The organism is Sphingobium phenoxybenzoativorans, from assembly GCF_001757355.1.
In the GTDB taxonomy this organism is placed as follows: domain Bacteria; phylum Pseudomonadota; class Alphaproteobacteria; order Sphingomonadales; family Sphingomonadaceae; genus Sphingobium; species Sphingobium phenoxybenzoativorans.
In genome coordinates this window covers 14,353-25,819 of the sequence record NZ_MINO01000001.1, presented here as the reverse complement: position 1 = coordinate 25,819, position 11,467 = coordinate 14,353, and the positions used below count along the sequence as shown (strand labels likewise).

The window sequence follows — 11,467 nt, the reverse complement described above, 5'->3', positions numbered from 1 at the left end:
CCGTGGCCAAGCTCCCGCCCTTAAGAGAAGTGATCGCCGCGCATGGCCTGCGCGCCAGCAAGGCGCTGGGGCAGAATTTCCTGCTGGACGAGCAATTGCTGGACCGGATCGCCGCCATCCCCGGCGATCTGAGCGGCAAGACAGTGTTCGAGGTCGGTCCCGGCCCCGGCGGCCTGACGCGCGCCCTGCTCCGCGCCGGGGCAAGGGTGGTGGCCGTGGAACGGGACGAGCGGTGCCTGCCCGCGCTGGCGGAACTGTCCGCGGCGTTTCCCGGTATGCTGGAGGTGGTATCCGACGACGCCATGGCGGTGGACGCGCACGCGCTGGCGGGTGATGGCGCGCATATCGTGGCGAATCTACCCTATAATGTGGGAACAGCGCTGACCGTCGGCTGGCTTTCGGCCGACTGGATGCCCTGGTGGGCGTCGCTGACGCTGATGTTCCAGCAGGAGGTCGCCGAGCGCATCGTCGCGCCATCCGGCGATGGGCATTATGGCAGGCTGGCGGTGCTGGCCCAATGGCGGGCCAAGGCGCGGATCGCCATGAAGGTGCACCGCAGCGCCTTCACACCCCCGCCCAAGGTCATGTCCGCCGTGGTGCATATAGAACCGGTGGAAGCGCCGGAAGATGTGGCATTCAGAACGCTGGAGAAACTAACCGCCGCGGCGTTCGGCCAGCGGCGCAAGATGTTGCGGCAAAGCCTGAAAGGACTTCCCGGCGCGCTGGAGGCGCTGGAGGTGGCAGGAATTGACCCGCAGCGGCGGGCGGAGACGGTGAGCGTGGCCGAGTTTGTCGCGGTGGCGCGGATTATGGGGACGCCTGCAACGGATCGCCCCAAAAGCTGAATGCCCTACCCCCGTTCGCTTCGGGCGCAGTCGAGAAACCAGCGCGAGGCTTCCCGGCTACGGTTGAAGCGAACGGCTATGGGTTCGATCCAACCGGAATAGATGGCGGATAATTTACGGCCGTTCGGTCGGCTGCACCGTCGGCGTCGGGGTCACATCCTTCGCGGTCAGCACGGTCGGTGGCACGCCCCGGTCGATCGCAGCGGAAAGCTGGCTCAGCGGAGCGCAACTATCCTTGCAGATGCGCTGTACGGCGGCGAGATTCTCCTTGGCCTTGGCGATCGCGCCTTTCTCTACCATCGCCTGGCCCTGCCCGGAGAGCGCCTGCACATCATTGGGGTCGAGCAGCAATGCCTCGCCATAAAGGCGGATAGCCTTGCCCTGCAGGCCCTGCGCGCGGGCAACCTGCCCAAGCGCGACATAGACGGCGCGGTTGCGTGGATCGGCCGCCAGCGCGCTTTCATAGGCGTCGTTGGCGGCGTGGAGATCGCCAGCCTTCTGCGCCGCTTCGCCAGCCCGCTGCCATTCAATCGAGAGAGGGTCGATCTGCGTATCCGGCCTCTGGCTCAGGCCGACGCTCGACACGGTCGCGAGCACTGCGGCGAGGGCAAGGGAAGCAGGGGTAAAACGCATGAGCAACTCCAGAAGCGATTCTCGCGGATTCTCTTCATTTTCCGACATGATGTCTATCATGCTTTTTTCAATACCACGAAGAAGAAGCCGTCCGTGCCGTCATGGGCGGGTGTCAACAACACGCCATGGCCGCAAGACCTACCGGGCGGAATATGCTGCAAAACCGGGGTCCAGCCGGGGTGCCGGGCAATGAAGGCGTCAATCTGGCCGCTTCCTTCCTGCGTGGTCAACGCACATACGGCATAGACGAGCCGCCCGCCCGGCGCCACCAGCGGCGCGGCGAAATCCAGGATCCGGGCCTGTTCCGAGACGAGCCGTTCCAGCCTTTGCGGGGTGAGCCGCCAGCGCGCCTCCGGGTTGCGCCGCCATGTGCCGGTGCCGGAACAGGGCGCGTCCACCAGCACAATGTCCGCCAATCCCGCCAACGGAGCCAGCTTCTCGATCTCCTTGCCCTGATCGAGCAGCAGCGTTTCGATGAAGTGCGCACCCGCCCGCCCGGCGCGCTCTGGAAGGCGGGAGAGCCGGGAGCGGATGGCGTCGCAGGCGACAAGACGGCCACGCCCCTCCATCGCGGCGGCGAGGGCGAGCGTCTTGCCCCCCGCCCCGGCGCACAGGTCAATGACCGTCATGCCCGGCTGCGCCTCGCAGGCCATGGAAATGATCTGGCTTCCGGCATCCTGCACCTCGACCTGACCGGACTTCCAGGCGTCGGTCAGCTCAACCGGGAAACCTTCCGGCAGACGAAGAGCGTCCGGCAAATGGTCAAGCGGCGTCCCTTCAGGAAATTCGCCAAGGCAGTCGCCAGCCCCAGACTTCAGCGTATTGACGCGCAGGTCCAGCGGCGCACGCTCAAGCAATGCCTGTTGTTCAGCTTCAGTCAGAAGATTGGCCAATAAGGGCTTGATCCATGCAGGAACAATGGACGCTTCCGAGGCCGGATCATCCGGTTTCAAGGGTGCCGGGCCATGGGACGAGCCATCGAACAGGCGTGCGAGTTCAGGCCGTTCCCGCGCAAGCCCCGCCATCGCCGCGCGGCCATCGGCCGGACGGTCGGCCGTGCGGCGTACGGCATCATAGAGAAGATCGCGCACGGCGCGGCGATCCTTCGATCCAGCATAGCGCCGCGCCTTGAAATAGCGGGCGATCAGCGTGTCGGCCGCAGGGCCGCCGTCCCGCGCGGCCGCGATGATCTCATCCAATATATCAATAGCGGCCTGAACGCGGGCGGCGGGCGTCATCGTCTATTGCACCCGAACGGCGGTAAGGTGGCAAGCCGTCCTCTAACCCTTCCCGCGCGCGGGAAGGGAATGTGATCAGCGCGTCGGGTAATTGGGCGCTTCCCGCGTGATGGTGACGTCGTGCACATGGCTTTCGGAAAGACCGGCATTGGTGATCTGAACGAAGCGGGCGCGCTCCTGCAGGTCCTTGATCGTGCGGCTGCCGGTATAGCCCATCGCCGCCTTCACACCGCCGACAAGCTGGTGAATGACATCTGCGGCGGGGCCTTTGAACGGCACCTGCCCCTCAATTCCTTCGGGCACCAGCTTCATCTGGTCCTTGATGTCCTGCTGAAAATAACGGTCGGCCGATCCGCGCGCCATCGCGCCGACGGAACCCATGCCCCGGTAGCTCTTATAGGCGCGACCCTGATAGAGGAAGGTTTCCCCCGGTGCTTCAGCGGTTCCCGCAAGCAGCGATCCCACCATGACGCAGCCCGCGCCGGCCGCCAGCGCCTTGGCCACGTCGCCGCTGGTGCGCAGACCGCCGTCAGCGATGACGGGCACGCCGGACTTCGCCGCTTCCTCCGCCGAATCCATGATCGCCGTGAGCTGCGGGACGCCGATGCCCGCGACAACGCGCGTGGTGCAGATGGAGCCGGGGCCGATGCCGACCTTCACACAGTCCGCACCCGCATCGATCAGCGCCCGGGTCGCCTCCGCCGTGGCGACGTTGCCGGCGACGACCTGCACATGGTTGGACATCTTCTTGACGGCGCTGACGGCCGCTGAAACCATCTTCGAGTGGCCATGGGCGGTGTCGATAACGATCAGGTCGCATTCCGCGTCGATCAACGCCTCTGTCCGCTCCAGCCCCTTGTCACCGACGGTCGTAGCGGCGGCGACGCGCAGGCGTCCGGCGGCGTCCTTGGTCGCCTGCGGGTAATTAACCGCCTTTTCCATATCCTTGACGGTGATGAGGCCAATGCAGCGATAGGCTTCGTCGACCACCAGGAGCTTCTCGATACGCCGCTGGTGAAGCATGCGCTTGGCTTCCTCCTGGCTGACGCCCGCGGGCACCACGGCCAGATTGTCCTTCGTCATCAGCTCACTGACGGGCTGCGCGGGATTTTCGGCAAAGCGGGTGTCGCGGTGGGTGAGGATTCCGACCAGCTTGCCGGAATTTTCGACCACGGGAATGCCGGAGATGCGGTTGCGGGACATCAGCATCTGGGCGTCGGCAAGGGTCGCGTCCGGGGTGATGGTGATGGGGTTGACCACCATGCCGCTTTCATAGCGCTTCACTGCCCGCACCGCCGCCGCCTGCTCCTCGACCGACAGGTTGCGGTGAAGCACGCCAAGGCCGCCGAGCTGCGCCATGACGATCGCCATGTCAGCCTCCGTCACCGTGTCCATCGCGGAGGAAAGAATGGGGATGTTGAGGCGGATCGCCTTCGTCACCTGTGTCCCGGTATCGGCCTGGCTGGGCAGCACATCGGATTCGGCCGGCTGGAGCAGGACGTCATCGAATGTGAGGCCGAGGCGGATATCCATAGGGTGTGCCACTTTCTGATGCGCGATGGGGGAATCGTGGCGGCCCATGTAACCATTTGCCCGCCCCACGGCTAGGGTGGATCGACATTCAATCCACGCAGACCCGCCAAGTCCCTGCGCCGGTCCCGCCGACTAGGGGTTTGGAGGCGCGGATTTGCCGGAAATGGCGGGCGCGGCCGGTTCGGCCGGCGGCAGGACCGGCTGCACCAGCGGCCCTGTGCCGGACGTGACGCCATCCGGCGCGGACATGGCCGGGCGAATGCCGCGCAGTTCATCAATCTCCGCCTGACGGCTCCGCAGGTAATTGTCGCGGGACGCCGCATAAGGATCGGCGGACTCCTCGCGAATCCGGCGCAGTTCCGCATCAAACTCGACGCGATAGTCGATCGTGCCGACCAGTGCGGAGGGGATGGAATAATAGGGCTGATTAAAGGGTTTGCCGATCGCCACCGGCAGGACCAGCTTGTCCAGCGTCAGGCCGATCAGGTCGCGGACCGTGGTTGGCCCGATGAGCGGCAGATACAGGAAAGCTCCTGTCTTGATGCCGTAATAGCCCATGCTGTTCGCAAATCCGTTCCGGCGCAGCGGCAGGTTGAACGGCCGCCGTTTCGCCATGTCTAACAGGCCAGCCCCGCCGATGGTCGTATTGATCGCGAAACGCCCAAGGGTTTCCACCGCCTTGCCCGGCTTGATCTGCAAAAGGAAGTTCAGGAAAACGATCGGCTCTGCAAGATTGTTGAAGAAATTGCGAATGCCGCTGCGGACCGGAGCAGGCAGCGCATCCCGGTATGCCATCGCTGCGGGAGCCACGATGACCTTGTCGACATCCTGCGTGATCTCATAGGATTGGGCGTTGAAGGACTCCAGCGGATCGCCCGGCGTCGGTTCATGACGCCTGCCCTGCACGACAATCTCATTCTGTTCCATGTCGCTATCGGACGCCAGCGCCATGCTTTCGGCTGGAACAGCCACCTCGCTGACGGCCAAGGCCCCCGCCCCCGGCGCAAAACCGGACGGCGCTTCATCCTCATACAGGCTTTCGATCGAGACCATCGGCAGCACAGGCGCGAGCAGCGGACTATCGGCCGAATTGAGCTGCGCCCCCGCCAGCAGCATAGCCGTCGTAAATACCAGAATGCTCAATCGCGTCTCATTTCACCAATTGGGTCTTTTCAGTCTTTCGGGAGGAAACGGGCAATCCACGGGCTACCGCCCGGCCAAGAGACGCCGGAAACGACAGCGATCAGTGAATCCAGACCCCCATTCTCCCCTCGCACCGTGCTGGACGGCGCATCCCATTTTCTTCATCACCCCCACGCCGCTCTTGGAGCCATCTCAAAGCCTTACCCGACTCCGCACGTCCCCAGTTCCGGCGGTCCGAGCTTAGACGAAGGACGCCATCAGCTATATGGCGGCGTAAGCGCGGCGGCGGCGATTTTGTGCTGAATCGGCACGCCATCCTATGGCTCCGTGACCAGCGCCGTGCCATATGCGGCAATTCCGCATCACCGGAGAGGAAGTCCATGTCCCTGTCGCTTTATGACGTCAGCGTGCCCGTATTTGTCCGGTCCCTGGGGAATCTGGCCGCCATATTGGAAAAGAGCCGCGCCTTCGCCGATGCGCAGGGCATCGGTCACGCCGAATTGCTCGACGCCCGGTTGTTTGATGACATGGCCCCGCTGACCGCCCAGATCCAGCGCGCCAGCGACACAGCCCGTTTTACCGCCGCAAGGGTTGGGCAAGTGGAAATGGCCCCGATCGCCGATGATGAGGCAAGTTTCGATGACCTGCAGGCCAGGATCGCCGCGACCATCGCCGCGTTAAAGGCCGTACCGGCGACATGCATGGATGGAAGGGAAGATGCCGAGGTCATCCTGAAGACGCCCAAGCAGGACGTCAGCTTCACCGGCAAGACCTATGTCCTGAACTTTGCGGTGCCGAATTTCTTCTTCCACGTCACCACGGCCTACGACATCCTGCGCTACAGGGGCGTTCCGGTCGGAAAGCTTGATTTCCTGGGCGGCATCTGACGGCAAGAAGAAAGGGCGGAGGAGCCCCCCGCCCTTTCGTGAAAATCGGCCGTCATGCCGATCAGGGTACAGCATTCTTTCAAGCCCAAGGGGGGGCTTCAAAGAATCCCGGTTTTCACCGGGATGACGGCCACGCGCGCGCTCTATCCCACAAAAGCGCGCTCGATCACATAATGTCCCGGGGCCGCGTTCGACCCCTCCACAAAGCCGAGGCCATCGAGATAATGGCCAAGGTCCTTAATCATCGCCATGCTGCCGCACATCATGACCCGGTCGGTCGCCGGATCGAAATGCTGCGGCCCGGTGGTGCGGCCGCCGAACAGGCGTCCGTCATCGATCAGCGCATCGATGCGGCCGTTGGTGTGGAACGGCTGGCGCGTGACGGTCGGCAGATATTCAAACTGCAGCAGCGCCTGATCCTGACAGAGAGGATCGCCGGCAAGCTGGCTTTCGAGCAGTTCGCGGAACGCCAGGTCGCTGACCTGACGCACGCAATGGACCAGGATGATCTGGCCGAACTGTTCGTAGATGTCCGGATCGCGCGCAAGGCTGAGGAACGGCGCAAGCCCGGTGCCGGTTGACAGCATGAACAGCCGGTTGCCCGGCAGCAGTGCGTCCGTAACCAGCGTTCCGGTCGGCTTGCGGCCAAGGAAAAGCTGATCGCCGGGCTGGATTTTCTGCAGGCGGGAAGTCAGCGGGCCATCGGGCACCTTGATCGACAGAAATTCCAGCTCCTCGGCATAAGCGGGGCTGGCGATCGAATAGGCGCGCAGCAGCGGCCGGCCATCTCCGGGAAGGCCGATCATCACAAATTCGCCGGACCGGAAGCGGAAGCTTGCCGGACGGGTGATGGTGAAGCTGAACAGATGCTCGTTCCAGTGCGTGACGGAACGGACCTCCTCAACGGTCAGAGTTGCAGATGGCGCCAGCATCGCGACTTCCTGCGCCCGGTCGCTCATGGTTTTCCTCCAGTGGGCAATGTCAATGGCGCGGGGGCATGGGGGAGAAATGCGACTTCTGCAAGATCGATTGCGAGGGCGGACATCGCGGCGGACAGCGGGTTGACCCATTGTGGTTCAACGGTCAGGGCCAGAGTATTGCGCAGATCGGTCTCGTCATTCTGCCGCATGCGCGACAATATGCCGAGCAGCAGCGCCTCCGCCTCGTGCACGCGGGGGCAGGCCAGCGGCCCAAAACCCATATTGTTCAGCGCATGCCGGTTGAGGATCAGCATCGTCATGTTGAAATGCGGCAGCGCCTCCGCCAGCCCGTGGCGCTCAAAAGCCGACGCTATATCCGTGGAGGGACAGCGGCGCTGACCGATAGCGCGCACCCAGAATCGCACCGACCACAACAGGAAGCGCCCGCCCTCATCAAGCTCGCTGACCTGCCGGTCGATGAAATCATACATGCCGCGCGCCCTTTCACCCGCATTGGCAGCCGCTCCATATTGCGACTGACTTGCAATAGCGGATAAATGCTCCACGGACGCGCGTCAATCCGAAAGGAGTTTCGACATGCGATAATCCCGTCAAGCGCCGATATGCGGGCCTTTTCCACAAGCTTCGGTTGGACGGCGATGGCGCATCATGGCCTGGAAACGCGCCATTTTGGTCCCGAACGCGGGCAAGCCAATTGTAAGGCCCAGCCGGATTCGCTAAAATTGCCCATAACGTCGTTTTTCTTCGGGCGATTTTCAGCCTTATGGCCACTGAACGCTTTCGAGGGCTGATCACTATCCAGCATGCCATCGGTGAGGCGCGCGGCGACCTCAAAACCGTCATGCAGGCAATCGTCCAGGAAAGCTCCGTCATGCCGCAATCCAACGGCATCGTCGTGGAGCTGCGCGATGGAGATCAGCTTTATTATGCAGCCGCAAGCGGCAGTTCCGCCGGTCTGATCGGCCTTCGCCTGCCACTCAACGCCAGTCTTTCGGGCCTTTGCATCCTGACCGGGGAGCCGCTGTATTGCGAGGATTCCCATCAGGACCCGCGCGTCAACCGCGCCGCCTGCGACAGAGTGGGCCTGAGGTCGATGATCGTCGTCCCTATCCCCCATCAGGGACAAACGGTCGGCGTCCTGAAATATCATTCCGACATGCCCTCCGCCTTTGACGAGCAGGACATGCTGATTGCCCATCTGCTGGTGGGACCCATCGCGGTGGGTTTCAGCAGCGTGGCGGAGGCCGACGCGATCCGCGCCAAGGTGGACCTTCAGACCGTGGTGACCATGAAGGAGCAGTTCGTTTCCATGGTGAGCCATGAATTGCGAACGCCGGTAACCTCGATCGCGGGGTCGCTCGCCCTTCTTAGCGGGGGCGCTGGAGGGGAATTGTCCGACCGGTCGCTTTCCCTGATCGCGATAGCGTCCCGCAATGCCGACCGGCTTAAGAAGCTTGTCAACGACCTGCTCGACGTCAACAGACTGGAGTCGGGCGGCATGGCCCTGTCATTGGCCGACGTGGATGCGCGCGCCATTCTGGGGGCGGTGGTTGAGGAGAATGGGCCGTTCGTCAGCGAAGCCGGGGTTGTGCTGAAACTGCATGAACCGGCCGCTCCGGTCTATCTGGAAACGGACAAGGATCTGCTGTTTCAGGCTGTCACCAACCTGGTTTCCAACGCCGCGAAATTTTCCGGCGCGGGATCGACGGTGACGATATCGCTGACCACTGCGGGCGACAGCGCCCTTATCCGGGTAAGCGATGAGGGGCCGGGCGTACCGGAAGCATTCCGTTCGCGGCTGTTCGACCGCTTTTCCCAGTCCGAGCATACGCGCGACGCCACGCACTTGCCCGGCAGCGGCCTTGGCCTGGCCATAACGCAGGGCATCGTCCAGCAATTGGGCGGCGCCATCCGTCTGGACGAGGCCGTGAAAACGGGGGCCACCTTCGAAATCGCCCTGCCCCTCTCGACATCGCATTGATCGACGCAAGACGCCGGTCTTCGCCATTGCCGTATCGCCAGTTACTAAAAGGGGCTGGCGCACCCGAAGGCGGCCAGCCCCTTTTCATGATTTTTCCGGCGTAGTTCCGTTCAACTCAGCCGAAAAGGCCCTTCGCCATCGCGCCCAGCTCATTCAGCGGATTGCCGTCGCCGTCCCGGTCTAGGAGGCCGCTGACCTTGGCCATGATGGCGTCCGGTCCGCCGATTCCGGCCAGCATCTCCTGCAGCTTTTCCACAGGCAGGCCATGCTCCTGCGCCAGTTCGGTCAGCGCCGTGACCTGATCCCCGCCCGCGCCGAGCTTGCTGCCCAGCGAGTCCGTCAGGCTTTGCACCTGCTCCGCCGGAAGACCGACCTTGGCCGCCAACTCGTCGAGATTGCCCAATATTCCGTCGAACATGCCCATATCTTCATCCTTCCGCTCAGGTGAAATGCGGGCCTATTCTATCATCGATCAAGCATCGGGCAGCATGAAAAAGAAACGGCCGGGCTGCTTGCGCGGCCCGGCCATCCTCCCCTTTTATCTCTTTCGTCGCGAATCTAGCGCCAATCAGGCTGCCGTCAGAGCCGCTCCGCGCACAGATGCATCGACATGCTCCTCAAACTGGGCGAAATTGTCGACGAACTGCTTGACCAGCTTGATCGCGGTCTCGTCATATTCCTCGGCATTGGCCCAGGTCTGGCGCGGATCGAGGATCTTCGAGTCGACGCCCGATACCGCCACCGGCACTTCGAACCCGAAATTGGGGTCGGTGCGGAAAGCGACATTGTTGAGGCTGCCATCCAGCGCCGCGTTCAGCAGGGCGCGTGTGACCTTGATCGGCATGCGGCTGCCCACGCCATGCTTGCCGCCCGTCCAGCCGGTGTTGACCAGCCAGCAGGTGACGCCGCCCTTGGCGATCCGCTCCTTGAGCAGGTTGCCATAGACCGACGGATGGCGCGGCATGAACGGTGCGCCAAAGCAGGTCGAGAAGGTTGCGGTCGGCTCGGTCACGCCAATCTCGGTGCCCGCGACGCGCGCGGTGTAGCCGGACAGGAAGTGATACATCGCCTGATCAGGCGTCAGCCGGGAGATCGGCGGCAGAACGCCATAAGCGTCGGCGGTGAGGAAGATGATATTCTTCGGCACCGGCCCCAGATTGTCCTTCGACGCATTGGGGATGAAGTCGATCGGGTAGGAACCGCGGCTGTTTTCAGCGAGCGAATTGTCGTTGAAATCCAGTTCGCGAGTGACTGGATCGATGACGACATTTTCCAGCACCGTGCCGAAACGCTTCGACGTGGCGAAGATTTCCGGCTCGGCTTCCGGCGAGAGGTTGATCATCTTGGCGTAGCAGCCGCCTTCGAAATTGAAGACCGCCGTGTCCGACCAGCCATGCTCGTCATCGCCGATCAGCGTGCGGCTGGCGTCGGCGCTGAGCGTCGTCTTGCCGGTGCCGGACAGGCCGAAGAATACCGCGGTATCGCCGTTCGGGCCGATATTGGCCGAACAGTGCATGGGCATGACGCCCTTTACCGGCAGCAGATAGTTGAGGATGCCGAATACCGACTTCTTCATCTCGCCCGCATAGCGCGTGCCGCCGATCAGGATCAGCTTCTCAGTAAAGTTCACCGCAACGACCGTTTCCGTACGGCATCCGTGACGGGCCGGATCGGCCTGGAATGTCGGCAAGTCGATGATCGTATATTCCGGCGCGAAATCCGCCAGTTCCTCAGCTTTCGGCCGCACCAGCAGGGTGCGGATGAACTGGTTGTGCCACGCAAATTCGTTGATGACGCGCACGCGGACGCGATATTCGGGCTGCGAACCGCCGAACAGATCGGCGATGTAGAGCTTGTCCTTGTCGCCCAGCGCCTTGAAGAAATCTTCCTTCAGCGCGGCGAAATGCTCCGGCGTCATGGGAACATTGGTGCTGCCCCACCAGACGGTGTTCTCCGTCTCGGCATCCTTGACGATGAACTTGTCCTTGGCCGAGCGGCCGGTGTGTTTGCCGGTTGCGACGACCAGAGGGCCGTCCTTGGCGAGAATGCCTTCGCCGTTCGCCAGCGCCGCCTCTACGAGCGGTGCGGTGCCGAGATTCCAATGCTGCTCGGCACGGGTAGTAATGCCCTGATCGGCCAGGGTGTGAGAGGATTTCGCCTGCACGCGGTAGCTCCTAATTTAATACTCTGTAAGACCCTGCACGGTCCCCGCGGTCGCACGCCGGTCATCGGACGCCGTCATGTCGCCGCGGAACGCCTCCGGCAT

11 protein-coding genes are annotated in these 11,467 nt (G+C 63.1%); 3 read left to right on the top strand and 8 right to left on the bottom strand.

The window, feature by feature from the left end:
• The first annotated feature begins 2 nt into the window (after positions 1-2).
• Entirely contained in the window at positions 3-845 is an 843-nt protein-coding gene (rsmA, locus tag BHQ40_RS00130) for a 16S rRNA (adenine(1518)-N(6)/adenine(1519)-N(6))-dimethyltransferase RsmA (protein ID WP_425516665.1), read from the top strand.
• Between the two features lie 114 nt (positions 846-959).
• On the opposite strand, the gene BHQ40_RS00125 is transcribed toward rsmA, so the two are convergent.
• From BHQ40_RS00125 to BHQ40_RS00110, 4 genes are all read right to left on the bottom strand, one after another.
• Entirely contained in the window at positions 960-1,478 is a 519-nt protein-coding gene (locus BHQ40_RS00125; RefSeq protein WP_070151376.1) for a tetratricopeptide repeat protein, read from the bottom strand.
• 56 nt (positions 1,479-1,534) lie between these two features.
• Positions 1,535-2,716: an RsmB/NOP family class I SAM-dependent RNA methyltransferase gene (locus BHQ40_RS00120; RefSeq protein ID WP_070150916.1), complete on the bottom strand. Its 1,182-nt coding sequence runs from the start codon at positions 2,714-2,716 to the stop codon at positions 1,535-1,537.
• Positions 2,717-2,791: 75 nt separating this feature from the next.
• Positions 2,792-4,249, bottom strand: a complete 1,458-nt coding sequence (gene guaB / locus BHQ40_RS00115) for an IMP dehydrogenase (protein ID WP_070150914.1) — start codon at positions 4,247-4,249, stop codon at positions 2,792-2,794.
• 132 nt (positions 4,250-4,381) lie between these two features.
• On the bottom strand, positions 4,382-5,392 hold the full coding sequence (locus tag BHQ40_RS00110; protein ID WP_253183206.1) for an MlaA family lipoprotein: 1,011 nt from the start codon (positions 5,390-5,392) through the stop codon (positions 4,382-4,384).
• A 380-nt stretch (positions 5,393-5,772) separates the two neighbouring features.
• Between BHQ40_RS00110 and BHQ40_RS00105 the strand changes: the two genes are divergently transcribed.
• The gene (locus BHQ40_RS00105) at positions 5,773-6,279 is read left to right on the top strand and encodes a DUF1993 domain-containing protein (RefSeq protein WP_070150910.1); all 507 of its coding nucleotides are present in this window, start codon (positions 5,773-5,775) and stop codon (positions 6,277-6,279) included.
• 143 nt (positions 6,280-6,422) lie between these two features.
• Here BHQ40_RS00105 and BHQ40_RS00100 read toward each other — a convergent pair whose 3' ends face one another.
• Both BHQ40_RS00100 and BHQ40_RS00095 read right to left on the bottom strand, forming a co-directional pair.
• A complete protein-coding gene (locus BHQ40_RS00100; protein ID WP_070150908.1) occupies positions 6,423-7,238 on the bottom strand; it encodes a ferredoxin--NADP reductase in 816 nt (271 codons plus the stop codon).
• Positions 7,235-7,690, bottom strand: coding sequence for a hypothetical protein (locus tag BHQ40_RS00095; RefSeq protein ID WP_070150906.1), 456 nt, complete (start codon positions 7,688-7,690; stop codon positions 7,235-7,237). Before BHQ40_RS00095 ends, BHQ40_RS00100 begins: the two co-directional genes overlap by 4 nt.
• Before the next feature lie 293 nt (positions 7,691-7,983).
• On the opposite strand from BHQ40_RS00095, the gene BHQ40_RS00090 reads away from it, so the two are divergent.
• Complete coding sequence (locus tag BHQ40_RS00090; protein WP_070150904.1) at positions 7,984-9,201, top strand: sensor histidine kinase; 1,218 nt, start codon at positions 7,984-7,986, stop codon at positions 9,199-9,201.
• 115 nt (positions 9,202-9,316) lie between these two features.
• Here the strand turns inward: BHQ40_RS00090 and BHQ40_RS00085 are convergent, their stop codons facing one another.
• Both BHQ40_RS00085 and BHQ40_RS00080 read right to left on the bottom strand, forming a co-directional pair.
• The gene (locus BHQ40_RS00085; RefSeq protein ID WP_070150902.1) at positions 9,317-9,625 is read right to left on the bottom strand and encodes a hypothetical protein; all 309 of its coding nucleotides are present in this window, start codon (positions 9,623-9,625) and stop codon (positions 9,317-9,319) included.
• Positions 9,626-9,769: 144 nt separating this feature from the next.
• Positions 9,770-11,365, bottom strand: coding sequence for a phosphoenolpyruvate carboxykinase (locus BHQ40_RS00080; RefSeq protein WP_070150900.1), 1,596 nt, complete (start codon positions 11,363-11,365; stop codon positions 9,770-9,772).
• Between the last annotated feature and the right edge of the window lie 102 nt (positions 11,366-11,467).